The sequence below is a fragment of the uncultured Ramlibacter sp. genome (assembly GCF_936925435.1).
GTDB lineage: Bacteria > Pseudomonadota > Gammaproteobacteria > Burkholderiales > Burkholderiaceae_C > Ramlibacter.
On record NZ_CAKZHQ010000025.1, the window covers coordinates 1 to 23,100 of the forward strand.

The following is a 23,100-nucleotide window of genomic DNA, read 5'->3' on the forward strand; positions in this document are numbered from 1 at the left end:
AGGCCGCGCCAGCTGGTGTTGGCCATGCGAAAGGCCATCGACGAGCGCCACAGGGCGGGCCAGAGCGCCGCCAGCGCCACAAAGATCGTGACCTGCGCGCCGTAGATCAGGCGCGACAGGATGTCGCGGCCGATGGCGTCGGTGCCCAGCAGGTAGGAGGCCGAGCCGCCCTCCTGCCAGGCCGGTGGCTTGAGGAAGATGGCGGGGTTGGTCTGGTCCGGCAGGTGCGGCGCCAGCAGCGGCGCGAACAGCGCCACCAGCAGCAGGCCAACCACCACCACCAGGCCGGCCACCGCGCCCTTGTTGGCCGAGAACGCCAGCCAGAATTCGCGCAGCGGGCCAGGCGGCGCGGCGGCCACCACAGGGGTGTTCAGGGTCTGGGCCATCTCAGTGACCTCCTTGGCGGATGCGCGGATTGATGATGCCGTAGGTCACGTCGACCAGCAGATTGACCAGCATCACCACCACGCCCAGCAGCAGCATGCCGCCTTGCAGCACAGGGTAGTCGCGCCGGTTGATCGCCTCGATCAGCCACTTGCCCACGCCCGGCCAGGAAAAGATGGTCTCGGTCAGGATGGCGCCGGTGAACAGCACGCCCACCTGCAGGCCGATGACCGTGACCACCGGGATCAGCGCATTGCGCAGCGCATGCACGCCGACCACGCGCAGCGGCGGCAGGCCCTTGGCGCGGGCGGTGCGGATGTAGTCCTCGCCCAGCACCTCCAGCATGGCCGAGCGCGTCATGCGCGCCACCACCGCCAGCGGGTTGGTGCCCAGCACGATGGTCGGCAGGATCAGGTGCTGGGCGGTGGACCAGAAGGCGCCCTTGTCGCCCGTCAGCAGCGAGTCGATCAGCAGGAACCCCGTGGTCGGCTCGATGTAGTGCTGCACCGAGATGCGGCCCGACACCGGGGTCCAGCCCAGTTGCACCGAGAACAGCAGGATCAGCAGCAGGCCCCACCAGAAGATCGGCATGGAGTAGCCGGTCAGCGAGGTCGCCATCACCCCGTGGTCGAAGACCGAGTTGCGGCGCACGGCGGCGATGATGCCGGCCGGGATGCCCAGCAGCAGCGCGAACACGATGGCGCACAGCGCCAGCTCGATGGTGGCCGGGAACAGCGTCAGGAATTCATGCAGCACCGGCTCCTGGGTGATGATGGATTTGCCCAGGTCGCCCTGCAGCACGCGGCCGATGTAGATGCCGTACTGCACCAGCACGGGCTTGTCCAGGCCGTACTCCTTGAGCAAGGTGGCGTGGCGCTCGGCATCGATGCCGCGCTCGCCGGCCAGGGTCTCGATGGGATCGCCCGGCACCAGGCGGATGAGAAAGAACGCCAGCAGCGTCATCCCGAAGAACGTCGGGATGACCAGGGACAGGCGCGTCAGCAGAAAACGGAACATACGGAAGTCAATGCAAGAAAAGTACCCGGCCGCTGACGGCCAGTTCAGCGCGCCTTACTTCTTGTCCCGAAGTTCGCGCCGCAGGATCTTGCCGACCGGCGTCTTGGGCAGGTCGGTGCGGAACTCGATCACCCGCGGCTGCTTGTAGCCGGTCAGGTTGGCGCGACAGAACTCACGCACCTGTGTCTCCGTCAGCTCGGGCGTCTTCCTGACGATCACCAGCTTGACCGCTTCACCGGTCTTGTCGTCGGCCACGCCCACGACGGCGCACTCGAGCACGCCGTCGAGGCCGGCCACCACGTCCTCGACCTCGTTGGGATAGACGTTGAAGCCCGAGACAAGCACCATGTCCTTCTTGCGGTCGACGATCTTGAAGTAACCACGCTCGTCCACCGTGCCGATGTCGCCGCTCTTGAAGAAGCCGTCCGGCGTCATGACCTTGGCGGTCTCGTCGGGCCGCTGCCAGTAGCCGGCCATCACCTGCGGGCCCTTGATGGCGATCTCGCCGGGCTGGCCGTGCGGCACTTCATTGCCGTCGTCGTCCAGCAGCTTCATGTAGGTGCTGGGCAGGGGCAGGCCGATCGAGCCGGTGTACCCGGTGTTGGTCACCGGGTTGCAGCTGGCCGAGGGCGAGGTCTCCGACAGGCCGTAGCCCTCGCAGATCGGGCAACCGGTCTTGTCCAGCCAGAGCTTGGCCACCGCGCCCTGCACCGCCATGCCGCCGCCGACCGAGACCTTGAGGTTCTTCCAGTTGACGGTGAGGAAGTCCGGGTGGTTGGCCAGGCCGTTGAACAAGGTGTTCACGGCCGGGAAGCTGTGGAAGGTGTGCTTGCTCAGCTCCTTGAGCACGGCCGGCAGGTCCCGCGGATTGGGGATCAGGATCAGCTTGCCGCCGGTGCGCAGCGACAGGAACATGCCCACCGTGAAAGCGAAGATGTGGTACAGCGGCAGCGCGCAAACGCCGGTGGGCTGCTCGCCCGCGGGCACCTTGCCCATGGCCGGATGGTTCCAGGCCTCGGACTGCAACACGTTGGCGATGACATTGCGGTGCAGCAGCACGGCCCCCTTGGAGACGCCGGTGGTGCCGCCGGTGTACTGCAGCACGGCCACGTCGTCGGGTTTGATGTCCGGCTTCTTGAGCGTGCCGCGCGTGCCCTGGGCCACGGCGTCGTTGAAGCGCACCGCGCCGGGCAGTTTGTAGGCCGGCACCATCTTCTTGACGTTGCGCACCACATAGTTGACAAGCGCGCCTTTGAGCAGGCCCAGCTGGTCGCCCATGGCGGTGAGCACCACGTGCTTGACCGGCGTGTTGGCGATGCACTGCTCCAGCGTGTTGGCGAAGTTCTCGATGATGACGATGGCCTTGGCACCCGAGTCCTTGAGCTGGTGCTCCAGTTCGCGCGGGGTGTACAGCGGATTGACGTTGACCACCACCATGCCGGCGCGCAGGATGGCGGCCACGGCCACCGGGTACTGCGGCACGTTAGGCATCATGATGGCCACGCGGTCGCCCTTGGCCAGGCCCAGGCCCTGCAGGTAGGCGGCGAAGGCACGGCTGAGCGAATCGGTCTGGCCGAAGCTCACCTCCTTGCCCATGAAGCTGTAGGCGGTGCGGTCGGCGTTCTTCTGGAAGCTTTCTTCCATCAGCTGCACCAGCGACGCGTACTGCGACGCGTCGATGTCGGCCGGCACGCCGGGCGAATACGAACTGAGCCAGGGGCGGTCCATCATCTTTGTCTTCTCCAGGTCCATACTTTTTTGCTTGAGGCTGCGGATTGTGTCGCCCGTGCCGCGGCGGGGTGATTGTGTTTTCCCTAGGGTTTGCCAGGGGACTGCCTCTAACGAAACGGGTGGCGAAAAGGAAAAACGCGGCCATGAGGCCGCGTTCCTTGCACCGGACACCGGGGGTGAATTTTATTCCATCGCCCCGGCCTGGTCCCCGGCCGCCTTTTTCGCGCCGCGCCAGGCCATCAGGCCTTCAGGCCTTCAGGGCAGTCAGCACTTCGTCCAGCATTTTCTTGGCGTCGCCGAACAGCATGCGGTTGTTCTCCTTGTAGAACAAGGGGTTGTCGACCCCGGCATAGCCGGACGCCATGCTTCGCTTCATGACGATGGAGGTCTTGGCCTTCCACACCTCCAGCACCGGCATGCCGGCGATGGGGCTGGCCGGATCGTCCTGGGCGGCGGGGTTGACGATGTCGTTGGCGCCGATGACCATGGCGACGTCGGTGGCCGGGAAATCGTCGTTGAGTTCGTCCATTTCCATGACGATGTCGTAGGGTACCTTGGCTTCGGCCAGCAGCACATTCATGTGGCCCGGCATGCGGCCGGCCACCGGGTGGATGCCGAAGCGGATGTTGACGCCCTTGTCGCGCAGCAGCCTGGTGATCTCATACACCGTGTGCTGGGCCTGGGCCACGGCCATGCCGTAACCGGGAACAATGATCACGCTCTTGGCGTCCTTGAGCAGCTCCGCGGTTTCCAGGGCGCTGATGGGCGCCACTTCGCCGACCGGTTGCGCCGCCTCACCCTTCTTGGCCGCCACCGGCGCGCCACCGCCGAAGCCGCCGGCAATGACGCTGATGAAGTTGCGGTTCATCGCCCTGCACATGATGTAGGACAGGATGGCGCCGGAGGATCCGACCAGGGCGCCGACCACGATCAGCAGGTCGTTGGACAGCATGAAGCCGGTCGCCGCCGCCGCCCAGCCCGAATAGCTGTTGAGCATCGAGACCACCACCGGCATGTCGGCTCCGCCGATCGCCATCACCATGTGGACGCCGAACAGCAGCGCGATCACGGTCATGACGATCAGCGGCGTCATGCCCGCTTCGATGCTGGGCGCGTTGATGAATTCGCGGCCGAACCAGACCACGGCCAACAGCCCGGCCAGGTTGAGCCAGTGGCGCGCCGGCAACAACAGCGGCTTGCCGCCGATCTTGCCGTTGAGCTTGCCGAAGGCGATGAGCGAGCCGGCGAAAGTCACGGCGCCGATCAGGATGCCAACATAGATCTCCAGCTCGTGGATGGTCTTTTCGACGCCGGTCAGTGGATGCGAGGTGTCGATGTAGCTGGCGAAGCCGACCAGGCAGGCGGCCAGGCCGACCAGGCTGTGCATCAGCGCCACCAGCTCGGGCATCTGTGTCATCTTGACGACGCGGGCCGCATACAGGCCGATGCCGCCGCCGGCCACGAGGGCAGCAACGATCCACGGAATGCCGGCCGCCGTCACGCGCGGGCCAAACACCGTGGCCAGCACGGCCAGGGCCATGCCCAGCATGCCGAACAGGTTGCCGCGCCGTGCGGTCTCGGGATTGGACAGCCCGCCCAGGCTGAGGATGAAGAGGATGGTGGCGCCGATGTAGGCGCCGATGGCCAGGTTTGCAGACATGAATCGAATTCCTACTTGCGGAACATGGCCAGCATGCGCTGCGTCACGGCGAAGCCGCCGAACATGTTCACCGCTGTGAGCACGATGCCGCCGACAGCCAGCCAGCGTATCCATTGGTCGGGCGCCGCGCCGCCCGCGAGCGGCGGCGCGATCTGCACCAGGGCGCCGATGGCGATGATGCTGGAGATGGCGTTGGTCACGCTCATCAGCGGCGTGTGCAGCGCCGGTGTCACGTTCCACACCACCATGTAGCCGACAAAGCAGGCCAGCACGAAGACCGTGAAGTGGCCCAGGAAGGCCGTGGGCGCGTTGGCGCCGACAAACCAGAACAGCGCCGCCGCGACACCGAACATGATGGCCAGCTTGTTGTTCGACATCGGCTCGCTGGGCGCGCCGTGGCCATGGCCCTTCTTCGCAGCAGGCGCTGCTGCAGCCGGCTTGGCTGCCGGCACGGCTGCCGCCTTGATCGGCGGCGCGGGCCAGGTGATGTCGCCCGCCTTGACCACCGTCAGGCCGCGGATCGCGTCGTCGTCCATGTTGACGTCGATCACGCCGTCCTTGGTCTTGCAAAGCTCTTCGCTCAGGCGGAACAGGTTGCTGGAGTACAGCGTCGAGGACTGGCGCGCGAGCCGGCTGACCAGGTCGGTGTAGCCGACGATGGTCACGCCGTGCTTGACCACGGCCATGCCGGGCTCGGTCAGCTCGCAATTGCCGCCCTGCTCGGCCGCCATGTCGACGATCACGCTGCCCGGCTTCATGCTTTGCACCATCTCTGCGGTGATCAGCCGCGGCGCGGGCTTGCCGGGAATCAGGGCCGTGGTGATGATGATGTCCACCTCACGGGCCTGTTTGGCATACATCTCGCGCTGGGCGTGCTGGAAGCCCTCGCTCATGACCTTGGCGTAGCCGCCGCCGCCCGAGCCCTCCTCCTCGTAGTCGACCTTGACGAATTCACCGCCCAGGGACACGACCTGGTCGGCCACTTCGGCGCGGGTGTCGTTGGCGCGCACGATGGCGCCCAGGCTGGCGGCCGTGCCGATCGCCGCCAGGCCGGCGACACCGGCGCCGGCGATGAACACCTTGGCCGGCGGCACCTTGCCCGCGGCCGTGATCTGGCCGCTGAAGAAGCGGCCGAAGGCGTTGGCCGCCTCGATCACGGCGCGGTAGCCGGCAACGCCGGCCTGCGAGGTCAGGGCGTCCATCTTCTGGGCGCGCGAGAGCGTGCGCGGCAAGGCGTCGATGGCCAGCACGGTGGCCTTCTTCGCGGCCAGCTGCTGCATCAGCTCGGGGTTTTGCGCCGGCCAGACGAAGCCGATCAGCGTGCCTCCTTCGCGCATCAGCGCCACTTCCTGCGGGCTGGGCGGACGCACCTTGAACACGATGTCCGACTGCGCCCAGAGCGCGGCGGCGGTCGGCACGATGGCGGCGCCGACAGCGCGGTAGGCCTGATCGTCGAAGTTCGCGCCATCGCCGGCGCCAGTTTCCACAGCCACCGAGAAGCCCAGTTTGATGAGCTTTTCCACCACATCGGGGACGGTCGCGACGCGTTTTTCGCCCGCCATGGTTTCGGCAGGTACACCAATCTGCATGGAACTCGTCTCCTCGAGTGAATGAAATGCTTGTAGCTTGTAATTTGGAAGCTGAACACAAGCTTACATGAAGAGCCTGCCGGCGCCGCTTGACGGCGGACAAGGTTTGCGAACTTCTGTTTTGCTCCCAAGTGAAGGCCATGTCCCTGTCTTTCCTGTACGGCCTGTCCGCCCTGCTCCATCTCTACCTGGCAGCGCGCCTGCTGCCGGCCCAACCCGGCACCTGGCCGGGCGTCACGCTGGCGGCCGTGCTGGCGCTGTCGGCGCTGGCCATGCCGCTGGGCCTGGTGGCGCGCCGCTTTGCGCGCGGGCCGCGGGCCGACGCGCTGGCCTTTGCCGGCCTGCTGTGCATGGGCCTGTTCTCCTCGCTGCTGGTTCTGACCCTGGCGCGTGATGGGGTGCTGCTGCTGGCGTGGCTGGCCGGCTGGCTGGCCGCCGCGCCCTGGCCCGGCCCGCAGCTGGTGCAGGCCACGGCCGTCGGCGTGCCCCTGCTGGCGCTGGCCGTGACGGCGCTGGGCTACCTTAACGCGCGGCGCACGGCCCGCGTGGTGACGGTGGACATCCCCGTGGCCGGCTTGCCGGCCGGCCTGCACGGCTTTCGCATCGCCCAGATCAGCGACATCCACGTCGGCCCGACCATCAAGCAAGCCTACCTGGACGGCATCGTCGACGCCGTCAACGCCCTGCGGGCCGATCTGGTGGCCATCACCGGCGACCTGGTGGATGGCACGGTGGCCGAGCTGGCGTCCCATGTGGCGCCGCTGGCCCGCTTGCAATCGCGCGAGGGCAGCTTCTTCGTCACCGGCAACCACGAGTACTACTCGGGCGCCGGGCCCTGGCTGGCCGAGTTGGCGCGCCTGCAGGTGCGCACGCTGATGAACGAGCATGTGCTGATCGAGCGCGACGGCGCCACCCTGGTCCTGGCCGGCGTGGCCGACTGGGGTGCCCACCATTTCGACATCTCCCACAAGAGCGACGCGGCTGCGGCCTTGCACGGCGCGCCGGCCGGTGCGGCGCTGCGCATCCTGTTGGCCCACCAGCCACGCTCCGCGCCCGCGGCGGCCCAGGCCGGTTTCGACCTGCAGCTGTCGGGCCACACCCATGGCGGCCAGTTTCTGCCCTGGAACCTGTTCGTGCGCTTCCAGCAGCCGTTCACGGCCGGGTTGCACAGGCTGGGCCGGCTGCAGGTTTATGTCAGCCGCGGCACCGGCTATTGGGGCCCGCCCAAGCGGCTGGGCGCACCCTCGGAAATCACCCTGCTGCGCCTAGTGTCGGTTTAAAGCGACTCAGCGCCAGCCCTGTCCTACAGGCAGGCAAGGCCAAGTCCCACATGGCTGAGCTTGCCCGCGGCGAAAGACTGGCTGCATGGCCCGCCCTGCATCACTGTCCTCCCCCCTGACCGGCGCGCGCGCCAGCAACGTCAGTTACCTGGGCGCAGCGCGCTGCCGCCGCAAATTCGAGCTGTACTACCCCGAAGGCTTTCGCGACGAGACCTATCTGGTGGCCGAGCGGTCCTCGCGCGAGCGCGCCCACCTGGAATGGCAGGCCGAGTTGGGGCCGGTGGCCTTGCGCAAGCTGTTGGCGCGCGGTGAGTTCCGCAGCATCGCCGACGCAGCCGTGCGCATCGAGTCGCGCACCAACCTGCTGTCCTCATTCGAGAAGATGGCCTTGCGCGATGCGCTCAAAAGCACGGCCGGCGCCAGGCTGTTCGCCCATGAGCTCTATGCCTTTTTGTACGGCCGGGGCGCGCCGGCGACGCGCTTTGCCGACTGGGTCCAGGCCCTGGCGGAACTGCCCAGCCAGCGCAGCCGGCTGCTGACCTGGCCGGTGGCCACAGTGTTCGGCTTCCTGGCGCGGCCCGACCGCCACATGCTCCTGAAGCCGCGCGTCACCCGCAAGGCCGCGCAGGACTATGGCTTCAACTTCCGCTACAAGAGCACGCCGTCCTGGCCGGTCTACCAGGAACTGCTGACCTTCGCCGCCATCTTGCGGCGCGACCTGGAGCGCCGCAGCACTTTCCGGGTGCGCGATCTGATGGACCTGCAGTCCTTCATCTGGGTGCAGGGCGCGCCAGAGTACGCGGACTAGTTGGCGAACTGCTCCGAGCCCACCAGCCCCAGTTTGACCAGGCCCAGGCGCTGGGCGCTGGTCATGGCGGCGGCCACGGCCTCGTACCTGGCGCCGCTGGCCGGCCGCAGGTGGATTTCCGGCTGCTCGGCCTGGCGCGCCGCCGCCAGCAGCCGCGCCTCCAGCGCTGCGCGATCGGCCAGCGGCTCGCCGTTCCAGACGAACTGGCCGGCAGCGGTCACGTCGACGCGCACGACCTCCGGTTCCACCAGCGACGGCGGCGCGCTGGCGCCGGGCATCTCGATGCTGACCGAATGCAGCTGGACCGGGATGGTGATGATGAGCATCACCAGCAACACCAGCAGCACGTCCACCAGCGGCGTGGTGTTGATGTCGACCATGGGCTGGGCGTCGCCCTCGTCCTCGTCGCGGATGTGGATTGCCATGGCAGATTCAGTTCGCCGGCGGTTCGGTGATGAAGCCGATGCGGGCGATGCCCATCTGCTGGGCCGCGTAGACCACGCGGCCGATCGGCGCGTAGTCGGCACGGGCGTCGCCGCGGATGTGCAGTTCGGGCTGGGGCTGCTGCTGCGCCACCGGGCCCAGGCGATCGAGCAGGGCCTGCTGGCTGGCCAGGGGCGTGTCGAACCAGTAGAGGCCGCCCTGGGCATCGACGGTGACGATGATGTTCTCGGGACGGCTCTCGCGCACCTGGTTAGGCTCGCGCGGCAGGCTGACCGCGATCGAGCTGTTGACCACCGGAATGGTGATCAGGAAGATGATCAGCAGCACCAGCATCACGTCCACCAGGGGCGTGGTGTTGATGGACGCGACCAGCGGGTCCTCGTCGGGATCGCTCTTGTAGCGGATCATGCTTCCCGCGCCGGCGCCTGGCTCTGCTTGGCCACGGCGGCCAGCAGCACGGTGTGCAGGTCGGAGCCGAAGTTGCGCACCGTGTCCATCGCCACCTTGTTGCGCCGCACCAGCCAGTTGTAGCCCAGCACCGCCGGCACCGCCACGGCCAGGCCCAGGGCCGTCATGATCAACGCCTCGCCCACCGGGCCGGCCACCTTGTCGATCGAGGCCTGGCCCGAGGCACCGATGCGCACCAGGGCGTTGTAGATGCCCCAGACCGTGCCGAACAGGCCGACGAAGGGCGCGGTCGAACCAACCGTGGCCAGCACCGCCAGCCCTTCCTGCGTCCGGCTGTGCACCGTGCCGACGGCGCGCTCAATGCTTTGCGTGACCCAGGTGTTGAGGTCCACCTGGCCGATCAGGCCGGTGTGCTTGCGCGTGGCTTCCAGCGCCGACTCGGCGATGAAGCGGTAGGGACTGGCCTTGACCAGGGTGTCGGCGCCCTGGCGCACGGTGTCGGCCTTCCAGAAGCTGTCGTTGGCGGCGCGGCCCTGGCCGCCCATGCGCGACTGCGCGACCAGCTTGCTCACCAGCACATACCAGCTGGCCAGCGACATCAGGGCCAGCACGGCCAGCGTGCCCCTGGCCACGGCGTCGCCCTCGGCCCAGATGGCGCGCAGGCCATAGGGATTGGCGGCGGGCGCAGCCGGCCTGGCCAGCTGCACCGCGCCCAGTGCCGGCGAGGCCGCCAGCGCCGGCGCGCTGGGCTCGCTCTGGCCTTGTGCCATGGCCGGCGCCAGGACTGTTGCAAGAACCACGGAAGCCGCCAGCGCGGCACGTCGAAGCGGGGTGGGCAGGTGCATGCGGCACATTGTGGAGCATCCCGGCCCGCCCATAATCGGGCGATGCAAGCACGATGGAAACCCAGCGTCACGGTGGCCGCGATCATCGAGCGCGATGGCCGCTTCCTGCTGGTGGAAGAACAGACCGCCGAGGGCCTGCGCCTGAACAATCCCGCCGGCCACCTCGACCCCGGCGAGTCGCCGGCCCAGGGCTGCGCACGCGAGGCCCTGGAAGAAACCGCCCAGGCCTTCACGCCGACAGCGCTGGTGGGCATTTACCTCTCGCGCTTCCAGCGCGCGTCCACCGGCGAAGACGTGACCTATCTGCGCTTTGCCTTTTGCGGCGAACTCGGTGCGCGCGAGCCGGGCCGCGTGCTGGACACCGGCATCGTGCGCACGCTGTGGATGACGCCCGAGGAAATCCGCGCCAGCGTGGCGCGGCACCGCAGCCCGCTGCTGCTGCGCTGCATGGAGGACTACCTGGCCGGCGTGCGCCTGCCGCTGTCGGCCATCACCACCGACCCCAGCGTGGTCGATCCGCTCCCGATTTCATAGCGCCTCAGGTCCACTGGCCGGGAGCTACTGGCCGATTTCCTTTGAAAAGCGGGCCGCCGGGCCTCAGTCGGCCTTGATCTGGGCGCGCTTGACGATGTCGCTCCAGGTCTTCTGCTCGCGGCCGATGAAGGCGGCGAACTCGGCGGAGGGGCCGCCGCCGCCCACCGCGCTGTCATGGGCGAAGCGCTCGGTCACCGCGCTGGAGCGCAAGGCCTTGAACGACTCCTCCTGCATCTTCCTGACAACGTCGGGCGGCGTGCCCGCCGGCGCCAGGATGCCGTACCACTGCGAGGTTTCGAAGTCCTTGAAACCCATCTCGGCCACCGTCGGCACATCGGGCAGGGCGGCGATGCGCTGCTGCGTGCCCACGGCGATGGCGCGCAGCTTGCCCGCGCGGATGTGGGCGCCCAGGGCCGGCAGGCCGGCCGACGAGGCCTGGGTGCGGCCGGCCAGCAGATCGGTCAGCTGCGGACCCGTGCCGCGGTAGGGGATGTGGGTGATGAACATGCCGGTCACCAGCTTGAGGTACTCCATCGCCAGGTGGCCGGCACTGGCGTTGCCGGCCGAACCGTAACTGAGCTTGCCGGGGTTTGCCTTGGCATAGGCGACGAACTCCTTGAAGTTCTTCGCCGGCACGTCGGGATGGATGACAAAGACGTTGGGCACCTTGGCCAGCAGCGTGACCGGCACGAAGTCCTTGTTCACGTCGTAGGGCTGGTTGGCCAGCATGTAGGGATTCACCGCCAGCGTGCCCACGTGGCCCAGGATGATGGTGTGGCCGTCCGGCGGCGCCTTGACCGCCTCGACCATCGCCACCACGCCGGCGCCGCCGGGCTTGTTCTCCACATAGACGCTCTGGCCCAGCTGCCTGGTCAGCTCCGCCGCCACCGAGCGGGCGACGATCTCCGAGGTGCCGCCCGGCGCGAAGGGCACGAGAAAGCGCACCGACTTGCTTGGCCAGGCGGTCTGGGCGCGCAGCGAAGGCAGGGCGACGGCGGCCGCCGCGCCCAGGACCAGTCGACGGGTGATGCTGGTGGACGCGAGCGGCATGGTGAGGTCCTTCTATTCGGGCTTGATGTTGCGCTCGCGCACGATCTTTTCCCACTTGACCGACTCCTTGTGCATGAAGTCGTTGAGCTCGGCACGGGTGGTCGGGTGCGCGCTCAGACCGTGCTTGGTCAGCGCCTCGCGGATCGCCGGGTCGTTGAGCACCTTGACGATCTCCAGGTTGTAGCGGTCCAGCAGGGCCGCCGGCATCTTGCTGGAGCCGACGAAGGCATACCAGTTGAGCGCCTCGAAGCCCGGATAGCCCGACTCGGCCACCGTCGGGATGTTGGCCAGGTAGGACGGCCGGGTCAGGCCTGTGGTGGCCAGCGGGATGAGCTTGCCGGCCTCGATGTGCGGCAGCGAGGTCGGCGGCGCCGAGAAGTAGCCGGTGAAGCGGCCGGCCAGCAGGTCCTGCATGGCGGGCGCGCCGCCGCGGTAGGGCACGTGCAGCATGTCCACGCCGGCACGCGAGGCAAACAGCTCGCCGGCCAGGTGCGAGGCCGAGCCGTTGCCGGTGGACGCGTACGAGACGTTGTTGGGCGCCTTCTTCACCGCGGCCGTGAAGTCCGCCATGGTCTTGATGCCCGCGCCCGGATGCACGACCAGCAGGTTGGGGAAGTAGACGCCTCCCGTGATGGGCGCCAGATCCTTGAAGGGATCGTAAGGCAGCTTCATCATGTGCGGCGCGATGGTCAGCGGGCCGACCGAGCCCAGCAGCAGCACCGTGCCATCGGCCAGGCCGGCCGCCACCTGCTGGTGGGCGATGTTGCCACCGGCGCCGGCCTTGTTGTCCACCAGGATGGTCTGGCCGATGTTCTCGCCCAGCTTCCTGGCGATCAATCGGGCCGCGGCATCGGCCGCGCCGCCGGCGGCAAAGCCCACCACCAGGGTGATGGGCTTTTTCGGCGGGAAGTCTTGCGCCTGGGCTGTTCCGGCGAGCAATAGCGACGACAGGGCCAGGACGGTGGTGCGCAGCAGGTGGCGCTTGTTCATGCGGAAATCTCCAGGAAGTAGGTCAAGGGTGCCCGATGGCGGGGTGTGGTGCCATAGGGGAAACAACGGGAAGCGGCCCGCTCAGAACTGGTAGCGGCGCAGGCCGCCGTCCACCGGGATGACGGCGCCTGTGATGTAGCTGGCCTTGGGCGAGGCCAGGAAGCACACCAGGTTGGCCAGGTCTTCGGGCTCGCCGTAGCGGCCCATGGGGATCTCGTTGTCGGCCTGCCACTGGCGGTACTCGGGCGTGTAGTTGCGCAGGATCTGCTCGGAGTGGATGCGCCCGGGCGGGATGCAGTTGACCGTGATGCCGTGCGTGCCAACCATGCGCGACAGGCCCTTGGCCCAGCTGTGGATGCCGGCCTTGGCGCAGAAGGCGCCGTTGACATGCTCGGGTTCGCTCTTGCCTGTGATGTTGACGATGCGGCCCCAGCGCCCGGCGATCATCTGGTCGATCAAGGCGTCGGCCAGCTGGCGCGGCCGGTGGAAGTTCAGCGTCATCGCCTCCTGCCACTGGGCATCGCTCACATGCAGGTCCTTGAAGCTGCGCGAACCGCCGGCGTTGTTGATCAGGATGTCGACCCGGCCCAGGCCGGCGACGGCGGCGGCGGCCAGCGACTGCGAGGCCTGTTCGGCATACAGGTCCGACTCGATCACCACCGGCCGGTGGCCGCCCGCGGCCACGATGGCGTCTGCCACTTCCTCGAGCAGGTTCACACGGCGCGCCGAGATCGCCAGCCGCACGCCCTCGGCCGCCAGGGCGACGGCAATGCCGCGGCCGATGCCAGTGCTGGCGCCTGTGACCAGGGCGGTCTTGTCGGCAAGTTGCAGGTCCATGGTGTCTCCTTTTTTGTGCGGATCAGGGGATGCGGTTGGCCAGCGGCACGCAGTCGCGCCAGCGGGCCAGGTTGTCCAGGAACATGGCGGCCACCCGCTGCGCGTTGGCATCGGAATGGCCGGCCGCATGCGGCGTGACGATGACGTTGTCCAGCATCCACAGCGGCGAGGCCGCAGGCAGGGGCTCGTGCGCGAACACGTCCAGGAAGGCGCCGGCCAAGCTGCCTTCTTGCAGCGCCGCGACCAGGTCGGCCTCGACCACCACTTCGCCGCGTGCCACATTGACCAGACGCGCGCCCGGCGCCAGCGCGGCCAGGGCGGCGGCATCGACCAGGCCGCGCGTGCGCGCACTGAGCGGACAGGCCAGCACCAGCCAGTCGGTGCGCGGCAGGGCCTGGGCCAGGTCTTCGTAGGCGATGGCGGGCACGGCCGCGGTGGCATCGGCCTGGCGCCGCACGGCCGTGCAATGCAGGCCCAGGGCCTGCAGCAGGCGGGCGATCTCCTGGCCCACAGGCCCCCAGCCGACGATGAGCGCGCGCTGGCCGCGCAGGTCGCGCGGCAGCACGCCGCCGGTGGGCGGTGCCCAGCGCCGCTCGCGCTGCGCCGCCATGTACTGCGGGAAATGCCGCGCCAGCGCCAGCACGCCGGCCACGGCGGTTTGTGCCACCACGTCGGCATTGGCGCCGGAGGAGGTGGTGACCTCGACCCCGCGCGCGCGCAGCTCGCCGAAGATGGCACGGTCGGCGCCGGCCGAATGGATGTGCACCCAGCGCAGGCTGGCTGCGCTGCGCAGCGCGTCGTAGAAGCGCTGGGTCGCCGGCAGGATCTCGTGCTTGGTGGAACGGCCGGTGATGTCGCGCGAGACGAAAGCCAGGTCCGCATCGGTGGCGGCGTCCTCGTCCGTCACCAGCAGGTGGGCGCGGCCGGCCAGCACGGCGCCGATCTGCGGCGCCAGCTGCGGCGCAGCGGCGGCCGAGACCAGGATGCGCAAGAGCTGCGGGGAACTCACTCCGCCGTCGCGCCCGAGTCGCGCACGATCACTTTCCACTTCTCGTACTCCTTCTGCACGAACTGGCCGAACTGCGCGGGCGAGCCGCCCACCGGGTCGGCGCCCTCGCGCACCATCTGCGCCTCCAGCGCGGGCAAGGCCTCGTTCACCGCCTTGTTCAACTGCGCGATCACCGGCTCAGGCGTGCCCTTGGGCGCGAAGAAGCCAAACCAGGAGCCGGCCTCGAAGCCGGGAAAGCCACTGTCGGCGATGGTGGGCGCATCGGGCAGCGAGCGCGAGCGCTTGGCGCTGGTGACCGCGATCGCGCGCAGCTTGCCCGCCTGGATGTGCTGGATCACCGACGGGATGGTTGCGAACATGAACTGCAGGCGGCCGGCCAGCAGATCGTTGAGCGCGTCCGCGCCCTTGTAGGGCACATGAACGGTTTCCACCCCCACACGCTTGCTCAGCATGAAGCCCGAGAGGTGGGACGAGGTGCCCACGCCAGTCGAGCCGTAGTTCAGCTTACCGGGATTGGCCTTGGCGTAGGCCAGGAACTCCTCGACGGTTTTGGCCGGCAGGGAGGGATGGACCACCAGGACGTTGGGCACGTCGGCGATCTGCACCACAGGCACCAGGTCGACCAGGGGGTTGATGTTGAGCTTCTTGAACAACGAAGGGTTGACAGCCATCGGCCCGACCGAGTTGACGATCAGGGTGTAGCCGTCCGGCGGGGCCTTCGCGGCCAGCTCGGTGCCGATGTTGCCGCCGCCACCGGGCTTGTTGTCGATCAGGAAGTTCTGCTTGAAGCGCTCGGTGAGCTTCTGGCTCACGGCACGCGCCAGGATGTCGGTGGTGCCGCCGGCGGTAAAGGCCACCACCACGCGCACCGGCTTGTTGGGGTAGTCGGCCGCCTGGGCCAGGGCGTTGCCGGCGGCGCAGGCCAGCAGCATGGCTGCGAATTGGAATCTCATTTTTTGTCTCCTTGCTTTGTCTCTGTTCAGTCGCGAAAACCCGGGTCCATGCGATCGAGTTTGCGCAGCAGGGCCGGCCATTCCATCAGACCGTAGGGCCGGCGCGTGCCGGGCTGGTAGTTGTTCCAGGTCTCTTCCAGCACCTCGGGCGGCACCGGGCGCAGCGGCGTGTTGCAGGACATGGCGCCGATCTGCGAGCGGCAGGCCAGCTCCAGCCTGTGGGTCCAGTTGAAGGCCTCGCCCACGCTGCGGCCAACCACCATGGCGCCGTGGTTGCGGAAGATCACCGCCTCCTTATCGCCCAGGTCGCGCAGCAGCGACTCCTGTTCGGCCGTGTCCAGCACCACGCCCTGGTAGTCGTGGTAGCCGACCTTCAGGAAGCGCATCGCCGTCTGCGTGATGGGCAGCAGGCCACAGTCCAGCGCCGACACCGCCATCGAGGCCCAGCTGTGGGTGTGGATGACGCAGGCCACCTCAGGCCGCGCAGCATGCACCGCGCTGTGGATCACGTAGCCGGCCTTGTTGATGCCGTAGTTGAGGTCGCCGAAATCCGGCTTGGACAGGATCTCGCCCGCCAGGTTGACCTTGATCAGGCAGGAGGCCGTGATCTCCTCGTACATCATCCCGTAGGGGTTGATGAGGAAGGCGCCGGGCTCGCCCGGCACGTGGGAGGAGATGTGGTTGGCCATCATGTCGGACATGCCGAACAGGTCGACCAGCCGGTAGCAGGCCGCCAGGTCGATGCGGGCCTGCCACTCGGCTTCGGAGCAGCGGTCTTTCATGGAGGGGATGGTCAGGACGCCGGGCTTGTGCATGTGGGTTTCTCCTTCAGGTCAGTCCGAGCCCAGTGCCAGCCGGTTGGGCTGGCGCTTCTCGATCGCGTTTTTCAACAGGGCCGCGCTGCGGAAGATGCCGTGCGCGAACTTGCCGTAGGGCAGTGTGAGGAACAGCGCCATCACCACGCCCAGGTGCACCGCCAGCAGCAGGGCCATGGCGCCGGTGTCGCGCCAGGCCAGCAGGGCCAGACCGGTGGCACTGGTCAGCAGCAGCAAGGCAATGAAGCCGCGGTCCATCGGCCGCTGCGCGATGTCGCCGTGCTGCGGGTCACGCCGGAAGTTGAGCCAGAGCAGGCCGGCCGGGCCGACCAGCAAGCCGATGCCACCCAGCGTGCCCAGGATGACGGGCGCGCTGGTCAGCGGGTACGGCGCCTGCTGGCCCAGCAGGTAGTGGTACAGCGTGGCCACGCAGGTCGCGGCAAAGCACAGCATGAAGCCGTAGAAGGTGGCGTGGTGCAAGTGCCGCCGCGCCAGCGAGTAGCGGTCGTCCTCGTTGTTGCAGCCCTCGCCGTGACCGCCTCCAAGGTATTTGAGCCGCAGCGCGTCGTGCGCGGCTTCAGCCACGGCCGCGCCCGGCACACCTTGCGCCGGCGAGACCTCGCGCCAGAAACGCGCCACCCCCATGGCCAAGGCAAGGATGGCCAGGCCGAACACCAGGCCGAACACGGCAGCCAGGAAGTTGTGCGGGAAGATGGCGTAGAAGTTGCCGGCCAGCGGCGCGTGCCACAGGCGCCCGGTCATCGCTACGGCCAGCACAAGGAACAGGGCCAAGCCGCCGGCCAGGGCCAGGGCCACCGTCAGGCCGGCCCGCTTGTAGAGCGCGCCCAGGGCCGGCGGCCAGGCGTAGTCGTGGTAGGTCTGCATGCGCACCTGGGCCATGGCCTTGGGCACGTTGACCGCGAACTCGTGCGGCGGCGCGTACTGGCAGGCGTGCAGGCAGGCGCCGCAGTTGTGGCACAGATTGGCCAGGTAGTGCACGTCGGCCACGCCGAACTCCAGCCGCCGGGTCATGGCCGGGAAGACCGCGCAAAAGCCCTCGCAGTAGCGGCAGGCATTGCAGATCTGCATCTGGCGCGCCACCTCGGCCTCGGCGCCACCCCCAATCCCGCCTTCGGCCAGGGCCACGGCCTCGCGGGCGAGCGCTTCAAGCTGCTGCATGGGCAGCCTCCTTGCGCGCGGCAGCCGCCGCCTGCGTGCCGGCGATGCGGCCGAAGGCCGTACCGATGCTCATGCCCACGCCGGCCGTGTAGCCCTTGCCCAGCACATTGCCGGCCATCATTTCGCCGGCGACAAAGAGATTGTCCGAGGGCTGCCCGCCGAAGCGCACGGCCGCGGTCTCGTCGGTCTTGAGGCCCAGATAGGTGAAGGTGATGCCGGGCCGCAGCGCATAGCCGTAGAAAGGCGCGGTGTCGATCGGCCGGGCCCAGTGGGTCTTGGCCGGCGACAGGCCCTCGGTATGGCAGTCGTCCAGCACCGTGTGGTCGAAGCTGCCGGGCCGGCAGGCGGCGTTGAAGTCGTTCATCGTCTGCATGAAAGTGGTTTCGTCCAGGCCGAGCTGGCGCGCCATCTCGGGCAGCGTGTTGGCCTTCACGCCGGGGAAGACCGGCGGCATGAAGCGGCCGATGGCCTTGCTGTCGATGATGCAAAAGCCGGTCTGGCCAGGCTGCTGGGCCACCAGGCGGCCCCAGATCGCATAGCGCTTGGGCCAGAAGTCCTCACCCTCGTCGTAGAAGCGCTTTCCTTCGCGGTTGAGCATCACGCCCAGCGAGACGCAGTCCACCCGGGTGCAGATGCCGCCGTCGTACAGCGGGGCGCGCGCATCGATGGCCACGCAATGGCCTTGCGAGGGGTCGCCGATGGTGTCGGCGCCGGCGTCCATCATGGCCTTGAGCAACACCCCGCGGTTGAAGCGCGTGCCACGGATCAGGAAGTTGTCGGCCGGCCATTCGCCGCGCTCGTTCTGGCCCCAGGCCTCGCGCAGCCATTCGCGGTTGGACTCGAAGCCGCCGGCCGCCAGCACGCAGGTCTTGGCCTCGATGCGTTCGCTGCCGATGTGCGCGGCGATGAAACGGCCATCGCGGACCTCCAGGCTGTCGACGGTGGCGCCGTAGCGCACCTGCACGCCCAGGGCCTGAGCACTGCGGTAGTAGGCGTTGACCAGGGCCTTGCCGCCGCCCATGAAGAAGGCATTGGTGCGCGACAGGTGCAGGGTGCCGGCCAGCGAGGGCTGGAAATGCACGCCGTGCCTGCGCATCCAGTCGCGGCAGCTGGACGAGGCGCGAATCACCAGCCGGGCCAGCTTCTCGTCGGTGGCGCCGCCGGTCACCTTGAGCAGGTCCTGCCAGAACTCTTCTTCGGGATAGGCTTCCAGCAGCACATCCTGCGGCGCATCGTGCATGCAGCGCAGGTTGCGGGTGTGCTGCGAATTGCCGCCGCGCCACTCTTTGGGAGCCGACTCCAGCAGCAGCACGCTGGCGCCCGCCTCGCGCGCCATCAGCGCGGCGCACAGCGCGGCATTGCCGCCGCCAATCACCAGGACATCGATCATGGGCGCGACTCTAGGCCGCAACGCGGGCGCAGGGAAGCCTGCGCCGCTCACTGGGGTATCACGAATCGTGATGGCTGAGTTTGGCCCCAGCCCAGCGGCCGGTGCGCACCAGCTCGCGCGCCAGCCCAGCCAGCACCACCCGCACGGCCAGCGCCGCCGGTGACAGCTCGTCATCGGACAGGCTGCACAGCGAGTTCAGGCGCCGTGCCTGGGCATCGCCAATCTCCGACATGCGAAAGCGCTCGGCCGCGTCGGCAAAGCGGCCGATGGCGGCCCAGGGCTGCAGCGTGCAGCCCAGGCCGGCGTCCACCGCGTCCATCAGCATGGCCAGGGAGTCGATCTCCGAGGCCAGAGTGGGCTTGAAACGGGCCCGCGCGAACGCCGCATCCAGCGTGCTGCGCAGGCCATGGGGGCCGCTGGGCAGGATCAGCGGCAGGCCCTTGAGCTGGGCCAGCCGGGTGCGCGCCGGCAGCTCGCGCGCCGGATGGCGGGCCGACTGGATCAGGAACAGCTTTTCCTCCAGCAGCGGCGTCACGCTCCAGCGCCGCGCCGGATGGGTGTCGAACAGCACGGCCAGGTCGAGCTGGCGCGCGTTGAGCATGGTCGACAGATGGCCCGACAGGCTCTCCACCATGTGCAGGCGCACGTCGGGATAGCGCTCGTTCATGGCCTGCATCAGCGGCAGGCCCAGCACCGAGGCCGTGGTCGGCGCCAGACCGACCGTGACACTGCCGGACAGCCGCGCCTGCTGGGCCACGCGGCTGGCCTGTTCGGCATGGCGCAGGCTCAGCTGGGCTTCGCGGAAAAAGGCCAGGCCGGCCTCGGTGGGCGTGACGCCCTTGGCGCTGCGTTGCAGGAGGCGCGTTGACAGCTCGCCTTCGAGCCGGCTGATCTGCTGGCTCAGGGCCGACTGCACCACGCCCAGGTCGATCGCGGCGCGGCTCATGCTGCCCATCTCGACGACGCGAACGAAATAGCGTAGCTGGCGTAACTCCATGCGGGCGAGGTTACACCGCTGCGCAGGCCGCTACTTCGCGCAGCGCCCCGACAGCGCGCGCAACGCCAGACCGGGCGCGGCCAGCAGGCCGCCGACGGCGGGTGTGCCTTCGGGCGCATGCAGGCAGTCGTCGACACCCGCGCCCTCGATGCCCTGGGCCAAAGGGTCCTTGCGGTTGCGGCGCAGCTGCTCGTTCGCCATCTCCGCCAGGCTGCGCTGCTGGTTGCGGTAAGGGCCGGGGTGCGGCGCGATCAGGGGCGGGATGGGCGGGATCACCACCGGTGGCCGGGCCACGGGCGGCGTGGCAGGCGCAACAGCCGGCGCGCCCCAGCCCGGCGGCGCCGGCACCAGCACCGGTGTGGCGCTGCCGGCCGCCGGCGAGCCGGCCGGCACAGGCACATCGAGCACCGGGCCTTGCAAGCGTTGCACCGGTGCGGGTGCCGGAGGCGCCGGCGGCGCGGGAGCTGGCGCCGGCGGGGCCGGTGATGCAGGTGCAGGTGACGCCACCGGGGCGGGCGGCGCGGGCACAGGCGCTGGTGCGGGTTCGGTCACAGGCGCGGGCGCTGTTGCCGGCGCAGGAACCGGCGCCGGTGTGGGAACGGGGGCCGGCGCTGGAACGGGCGCAGGTGCGGGCACCGGCACAGGAGCAGGCGGTGGCGCCTCCTCGGGGACGGGCGTGGGCGCAGGCGGGGCGGGCGCCACGGGCACAGGCGCCGGGGGCACCGGCACAGGCAGAGGCGGCGACGCCTCCCTGGGCGGCTGGGGCGCGGGTGCTTCGGCCGGCGCGGGCCGCGGCGCCGGGCTGGGCACCTGCACCGTGTCGGGCAGTTGCGTGGTGGTTTTCAACGGCACGCTGGACTCCGGCACCTTGGAAAACACAGACAGGTTGTCGGTGGAGCGCAGCGCCACCTGGGGCCGCGGCGTGATGGCGCGGCTGGCGTCTGCCCCCGGGCTGATCGCCTGCACGTACTGCACCACCACATAGCGAATGGCCTGCTGCACCGGCGAGTACTGCAGCAGCAGCCATAGCAGGCCCACATGCAGCGCGCCGGCCGTGGCCAGCGCCGCGGGCGACAGGCGTTGCGGCGGCAGGGCGGGTGGAGTGGGCCGGTCAAGCATGGGGGCAAGCTTCCCTTGGGATAATCGCACACATGGATCTCAAGCAACGTGTCGTCGTCGGGTTGAGCGGAGGGGTGGACTCCGCGGTGACCGCGCACCTGCTCAAACAGCAGGGCCATGAGGTGGTCGGCATCTTCATGAAGAACTGGGAAGACGATGACGACAGCGAATACTGCTCGTCCAACGTCGACTTCGTGGATGCCGCCAGCGTGGCCGACGTGCTGGGCATCGAGATCGAGCATGTCAACTTCGCCGCCGATTACAAGGACCGCGTCTTTGCCGAGTTCCTGCGCGAGTACCAGGCCGGCCGCACGCCCAACCCCGACGTGCTGTGCAACGCCGAGATCAAGTTCAAGGCTTTCCTGGACCACGCCATGCGGCTGGGCGCTGAAAAGATCGCGACGGGTCACTATGCGCGGGTGCGCGAGCGCGAGGGAAGATTCGAGCTGCTCAAGGGCCTGGACGAAACCAAGGACCAGAGCTACTTCCTGCACCGCCTGACCCAGGCGCAATTGAGCAAGACGCTGTTCCCCGTGGGTGAGCTGCGCAAGACCGAGGTGCGGCGCATCGCCGAAGAGATCGGCCTGCCCAATGCCAAGAAGAAGGACTCCACCGGCATCTGCTTCATCGGCGAGCGGCCGTTTCGCGAATTCCTCAACCGCTACATCCAAAAAGAGCCCGGCGCCATCAAGGACGAGCGCGGCCGCACCCTGGGCCAGCACCAGGGCCTGAGCTTCTACACCCTGGGCCAGCGCCAGGGCCTGGGCATAGGCGGGGTGAAAGCCAAGGGAGCACAGCGTGGCGCGGGCGATCACGCGCCCTGGTTCGTCGCGCGCAAGGACATGGAGAGCAACACTTTGTGGGTGGTGCAAGGCCATGACCATCCCTGGCTGCAGTCGCTGGCGCTCGATGCCGACGACGTGAGCTGGACCGCGGGCGTTGCACCGCGTGAAGGCAACTACGCTGCCAAGACGCGCTACCGCCAGACCGATGCCGCCTGCATCTTGGCGCCCAACGCCAACGGGGCTTTCCATCTGGACTTCAGCGATGCCCAGTGGGCCGTCACGCCGGGCCAGTCGGCCGTGCTCTATGACGGCGAGATCTGCCTGGGTGGCGGCGTGATTTCGGGCAAAACAGGGCTCTAGCCCCCGGCAAGCCTGCCTGAGAAGCTATCAAATCAGGAGCGTCTCACTCGGGCAGGCCGCCCAGCCCGTACATGATTTCCAGCATGGGACTGGGCTTGCCCATGGCGGCGAACCAGCGGGCGTACAGCTCGGGCAGGGCCGGGCTCTGGAAGATTTGCGACAGCGCCGCATTGACCGCCTGCTGCAGGGCCCAGTCGCCGCGCGGCAGCACGATGGCATAGGGTTCGTAGGACAGGGCATCGACCATCAGCGCCAGCCCCGCCGGGTTCTTCGAGGCGGCAGCCAGCCCCATCAGCAGCACCCTGTCGCTGGCAAAGGCGTCGATGGCGCCGGACTCCAGCTGCGCCAGTCCTTCCTCGCGTGTCTTGACCGGCACGACGGTGGCCGTCACGACCAGCGCCTTCAGCGCACGGTCCAGGGCGCGCTCGTTGCTGGTGCCGGCGATGACGCCGATTTTCTTGCCGGCCAGCGCGCTCAGCGAGTAGCCGCCCGTGGCGCTGCGCACCAGCAGGCCTGTGCCGTCGAGGAAGGTGAGCGAGGAAAAGCCGACTTCCTTCATCCGGCCCAGGGTCACCGTGGAGGCGCCGCATTCCATGTCGGCCTGGCCATTGGCCACGGTGGTGAAGCGGGTCTGCGTGCTCACCGCCACCCACTTGATCTGCAGATCGGGCACGCCGATCTGGCGCCCGATGGCGCCGGCGGCCGTGCGGCACAGTTCCACCATGTAGCCGGCCGGCTGCTTGTCGCTGCCTTCATAGGAGAAGGGCGCGGCGTCCTGGCGGTAGGCCAGCGCGATGCTGCGGCTGTCCTGGATCTTCTTCAGGCGGCTCTCCGCCGGTGCGGCGCCGGTCTGGGCCAGGGACACCAGGGGCACAAGGCACAGTGCGGCGAGCAGGAGGATGTGTTTTCGCATGGC

General features: G+C 68.5%; 22 protein-coding genes and 1 pseudogene. 4 read left to right on the top strand and 19 right to left on the bottom strand.

The genetic code is table 11. The features are described from left to right. The 5 genes and pseudogenes from Q0632_RS13400 to Q0632_RS13420 form a co-directional block, all read right to left on the bottom strand. Window positions 1-386, bottom strand: a pseudogene (locus Q0632_RS13400) (DUF898 family protein); the annotation flags it as partial. 1 nt (window position 387) lies between these two features. Next, the gene (locus Q0632_RS13405) at window positions 388-1,401 is read right to left on the bottom strand and encodes an ABC transporter permease subunit (RefSeq protein ID WP_298930719.1); all 1,014 of its coding nucleotides are present in this window, start codon (window positions 1,399-1,401) and stop codon (window positions 388-390) included. A 54-nt stretch (window positions 1,402-1,455) separates the two neighbouring features. Beyond that, window positions 1,456-3,132, bottom strand: a complete 1,677-nt coding sequence (locus Q0632_RS13410; protein ID WP_298930722.1) for a long-chain-fatty-acid--CoA ligase — start codon at window positions 3,130-3,132, stop codon at window positions 1,456-1,458. 247 nt (window positions 3,133-3,379) lie between these two features. Continuing rightward, complete coding sequence (pntB, locus tag Q0632_RS13415; RefSeq protein ID WP_298930727.1) at window positions 3,380-4,792, bottom strand: Re/Si-specific NAD(P)(+) transhydrogenase subunit beta; 1,413 nt, start codon at window positions 4,790-4,792, stop codon at window positions 3,380-3,382. A gap of 11 nt (window positions 4,793-4,803) precedes the next feature. Then, window positions 4,804-6,381, bottom strand: coding sequence for a Re/Si-specific NAD(P)(+) transhydrogenase subunit alpha (locus Q0632_RS13420; protein ID WP_298930730.1), 1,578 nt, complete (start codon window positions 6,379-6,381; stop codon window positions 4,804-4,806). 140 nt (window positions 6,382-6,521) lie between these two features. On the opposite strand from Q0632_RS13420, the gene Q0632_RS13425 reads away from it, so the two are divergent. Then, window positions 6,522-7,661, top strand: coding sequence for a metallophosphoesterase (locus tag Q0632_RS13425; protein WP_298930733.1), 1,140 nt, complete (start codon window positions 6,522-6,524; stop codon window positions 7,659-7,661). A gap of 85 nt (window positions 7,662-7,746) precedes the next feature. Next, a complete protein-coding gene (locus Q0632_RS13430) occupies window positions 7,747-8,469 on the top strand; it encodes a hypothetical protein (protein WP_298930736.1) in 723 nt (240 codons plus the stop codon). On the opposite strand, the gene Q0632_RS13435 is transcribed toward Q0632_RS13430, so the two are convergent. From Q0632_RS13435 to Q0632_RS13445, 3 genes are read right to left on the bottom strand one after another with little or no spacing between them, the layout of a single operon-like run. Then, complete coding sequence (locus Q0632_RS13435; RefSeq protein ID WP_298930739.1) at window positions 8,466-8,894, bottom strand: biopolymer transporter ExbD; 429 nt, start codon at window positions 8,892-8,894, stop codon at window positions 8,466-8,468. The two genes, Q0632_RS13430 and Q0632_RS13435, sit on opposite strands and share 4 nt — an antisense overlap. A 7-nt stretch (window positions 8,895-8,901) precedes the next feature. Next, window positions 8,902-9,321 carry a biopolymer transporter ExbD gene (locus tag Q0632_RS13440; RefSeq protein WP_298930741.1) on the bottom strand — a complete coding sequence of 140 codons (420 nt, stop codon included), beginning with the start codon at window positions 9,319-9,321 and terminating at the stop codon, window positions 8,902-8,904. Beyond that, a complete protein-coding gene (locus tag Q0632_RS13445; RefSeq protein WP_298930744.1) occupies window positions 9,318-10,166 on the bottom strand; it encodes a MotA/TolQ/ExbB proton channel family protein in 849 nt (282 codons plus the stop codon). Before Q0632_RS13445 ends, Q0632_RS13440 begins: the two co-directional genes overlap by 4 nt. Window positions 10,167-10,208: 42 nt before the next feature. Between Q0632_RS13445 and Q0632_RS13450 the strand changes: the two genes are divergently transcribed. Then, a complete protein-coding gene (locus Q0632_RS13450; RefSeq protein WP_298930747.1) occupies window positions 10,209-10,700 on the top strand; it encodes an NUDIX hydrolase in 492 nt (163 codons plus the stop codon). A gap of 63 nt (window positions 10,701-10,763) precedes the next feature. On the opposite strand, the gene Q0632_RS13455 is transcribed toward Q0632_RS13450, so the two are convergent. From Q0632_RS13455 to Q0632_RS13500, 10 genes are all read right to left on the bottom strand, one after another. Continuing rightward, window positions 10,764-11,750 (bottom strand): tripartite tricarboxylate transporter substrate binding protein, encoded by a 987-nt coding sequence (locus Q0632_RS13455; protein ID WP_298930750.1) that lies wholly within the window; start codon window positions 11,748-11,750, stop codon window positions 10,764-10,766. 12 nt (window positions 11,751-11,762) lie between these two features. After that, entirely contained in the window at window positions 11,763-12,740 is a 978-nt protein-coding gene (locus Q0632_RS13460) for a tripartite tricarboxylate transporter substrate binding protein (RefSeq protein ID WP_298930753.1), read from the bottom strand. A gap of 81 nt (window positions 12,741-12,821) precedes the next feature. Continuing rightward, window positions 12,822-13,577, bottom strand: coding sequence for an SDR family oxidoreductase (locus tag Q0632_RS13465; RefSeq protein ID WP_298930756.1), 756 nt, complete (start codon window positions 13,575-13,577; stop codon window positions 12,822-12,824). Window positions 13,578-13,599: 22 nt separating this feature from the next. Continuing rightward, window positions 13,600-14,586, bottom strand: a complete 987-nt coding sequence (locus tag Q0632_RS13470; protein WP_298930759.1) for a D-2-hydroxyacid dehydrogenase — start codon at window positions 14,584-14,586, stop codon at window positions 13,600-13,602. Next, window positions 14,583-15,518, bottom strand: a complete 936-nt coding sequence (locus Q0632_RS13475) for a tripartite tricarboxylate transporter substrate binding protein (protein WP_298930962.1) — start codon at window positions 15,516-15,518, stop codon at window positions 14,583-14,585. Before Q0632_RS13475 ends, Q0632_RS13470 begins: the two co-directional genes overlap by 4 nt. 47 nt (window positions 15,519-15,565) lie before the next feature. Continuing rightward, complete coding sequence (locus Q0632_RS13480; RefSeq protein WP_298930762.1) at window positions 15,566-16,354, bottom strand: class II aldolase/adducin family protein; 789 nt, start codon at window positions 16,352-16,354, stop codon at window positions 15,566-15,568. A gap of 18 nt (window positions 16,355-16,372) precedes the next feature. Further along, entirely contained in the window at window positions 16,373-17,533 is a 1,161-nt protein-coding gene (gene tcuB / locus Q0632_RS13485; protein WP_298930765.1) for a tricarballylate utilization 4Fe-4S protein TcuB, read from the bottom strand. Beyond that, the gene (tcuA, locus tag Q0632_RS13490; protein WP_298930768.1) at window positions 17,520-18,923 is read right to left on the bottom strand and encodes an FAD-dependent tricarballylate dehydrogenase TcuA; all 1,404 of its coding nucleotides are present in this window, start codon (window positions 18,921-18,923) and stop codon (window positions 17,520-17,522) included. The genes tcuB and tcuA overlap by 14 nt, the downstream gene beginning before the upstream one ends. Before the next feature lie 58 nt (window positions 18,924-18,981). Beyond that, window positions 18,982-19,920, bottom strand: a complete 939-nt coding sequence (locus Q0632_RS13495) for a LysR substrate-binding domain-containing protein (protein ID WP_298930771.1) — start codon at window positions 19,918-19,920, stop codon at window positions 18,982-18,984. A 30-nt stretch (window positions 19,921-19,950) separates the two neighbouring features. Next, window positions 19,951-21,039: a hypothetical protein gene (locus Q0632_RS13500; RefSeq protein ID WP_298930774.1), complete on the bottom strand. Its 1,089-nt coding sequence runs from the start codon at window positions 21,037-21,039 to the stop codon at window positions 19,951-19,953. A 32-nt stretch (window positions 21,040-21,071) separates the two neighbouring features. Here Q0632_RS13500 and mnmA point away from each other — a divergent pair, with 32 nt between their 5' ends. Beyond that, window positions 21,072-22,184 carry a tRNA 2-thiouridine(34) synthase MnmA gene (gene mnmA, locus Q0632_RS13505; RefSeq protein ID WP_298930777.1) on the top strand — a complete coding sequence of 371 codons (1,113 nt, stop codon included), beginning with the start codon at window positions 21,072-21,074 and terminating at the stop codon, window positions 22,182-22,184. A 43-nt stretch (window positions 22,185-22,227) separates the two neighbouring features. Here mnmA and Q0632_RS13510 read toward each other — a convergent pair whose 3' ends face one another. Then, window positions 22,228-23,097, bottom strand: a complete 870-nt coding sequence (locus Q0632_RS13510; protein WP_298930780.1) for an amino acid ABC transporter substrate-binding protein — start codon at window positions 23,095-23,097, stop codon at window positions 22,228-22,230. Window positions 23,098-23,100 lie beyond the last annotated feature (3 nt).

What these genes read in the sequence shown, in the direction of transcription:
- Q0632_RS13465 (WP_298930756.1), bottom strand. Translation starts at nt 13,577, where the DNA reads ATGGACCTGCAACTTGCCGACAAGACCGCCCTGGTCACAGGCGCCAGC.
- Q0632_RS13410 (WP_298930722.1), bottom strand. Translation starts at nt 3,132, where the DNA reads ATGATGGACCGCCCCTGGCTCAGTTCGTATTCGCCCGGCGTGCCGGCC.
- Q0632_RS13440 (WP_298930741.1), bottom strand. Translation starts at nt 9,321, where the DNA reads ATGATCCGCTACAAGAGCGATCCCGACGAGGACCCGCTGGTCGCGTCC.
- Q0632_RS13420 (WP_298930730.1), bottom strand. Translation starts at nt 6,381, where the DNA reads ATGCAGATTGGTGTACCTGCCGAAACCATGGCGGGCGAAAAACGCGTC.
- Q0632_RS13480 (WP_298930762.1), bottom strand. Translation starts at nt 16,354, where the DNA reads ATGCACAAGCCCGGCGTCCTGACCATCCCCTCCATGAAAGACCGCTGC.
- pntB (WP_298930727.1), bottom strand. Translation starts at nt 4,792, where the DNA reads ATGTCTGCAAACCTGGCCATCGGCGCCTACATCGGCGCCACCATCCTC.
- Q0632_RS13460 (WP_298930753.1), bottom strand. Translation starts at nt 12,740, where the DNA reads ATGAACAAGCGCCACCTGCTGCGCACCACCGTCCTGGCCCTGTCGTCG.
- Q0632_RS13495 (WP_298930771.1), bottom strand. Translation starts at nt 19,920, where the DNA reads ATGGAGTTACGCCAGCTACGCTATTTCGTTCGCGTCGTCGAGATGGGC.
- Q0632_RS13475 (WP_298930962.1), bottom strand. Translation starts at nt 15,518, where the DNA reads ATGCTGCTGGCCTGCGCCGCCGGCAACGCCCTGGCCCAGGCGGCCGAC.
- Q0632_RS13405 (WP_298930719.1), bottom strand. Translation starts at nt 1,401, where the DNA reads ATGTTCCGTTTTCTGCTGACGCGCCTGTCCCTGGTCATCCCGACGTTC.
- Q0632_RS13445 (WP_298930744.1), bottom strand. Translation starts at nt 10,166, where the DNA reads ATGCACCTGCCCACCCCGCTTCGACGTGCCGCGCTGGCGGCTTCCGTG.
- Q0632_RS13500 (WP_298930774.1), bottom strand. Translation starts at nt 21,039, where the DNA reads ATGCTTGACCGGCCCACTCCACCCGCCCTGCCGCCGCAACGCCTGTCG.
- tcuA (WP_298930768.1), bottom strand. Translation starts at nt 18,923, where the DNA reads ATGATCGATGTCCTGGTGATTGGCGGCGGCAATGCCGCGCTGTGCGCC.
- Q0632_RS13450 (WP_298930747.1), top strand. Translation starts at nt 10,209, where the DNA reads ATGCAAGCACGATGGAAACCCAGCGTCACGGTGGCCGCGATCATCGAG.
- Q0632_RS13510 (WP_298930780.1), bottom strand. Translation starts at nt 23,097, where the DNA reads ATGCGAAAACACATCCTCCTGCTCGCCGCACTGTGCCTTGTGCCCCTG.
- tcuB (WP_298930765.1), bottom strand. Translation starts at nt 17,533, where the DNA reads ATGCAGCAGCTTGAAGCGCTCGCCCGCGAGGCCGTGGCCCTGGCCGAA.
- Q0632_RS13425 (WP_298930733.1), top strand. Translation starts at nt 6,522, where the DNA reads ATGTCCCTGTCTTTCCTGTACGGCCTGTCCGCCCTGCTCCATCTCTAC.
- Q0632_RS13430 (WP_298930736.1), top strand. Translation starts at nt 7,747, where the DNA reads ATGGCCCGCCCTGCATCACTGTCCTCCCCCCTGACCGGCGCGCGCGCC.
- Q0632_RS13435 (WP_298930739.1), bottom strand. Translation starts at nt 8,894, where the DNA reads ATGGCAATCCACATCCGCGACGAGGACGAGGGCGACGCCCAGCCCATG.
- mnmA (WP_298930777.1), top strand. Translation starts at nt 21,072, where the DNA reads ATGGATCTCAAGCAACGTGTCGTCGTCGGGTTGAGCGGAGGGGTGGAC.
- Q0632_RS13455 (WP_298930750.1), bottom strand. Translation starts at nt 11,750, where the DNA reads ATGCCGCTCGCGTCCACCAGCATCACCCGTCGACTGGTCCTGGGCGCG.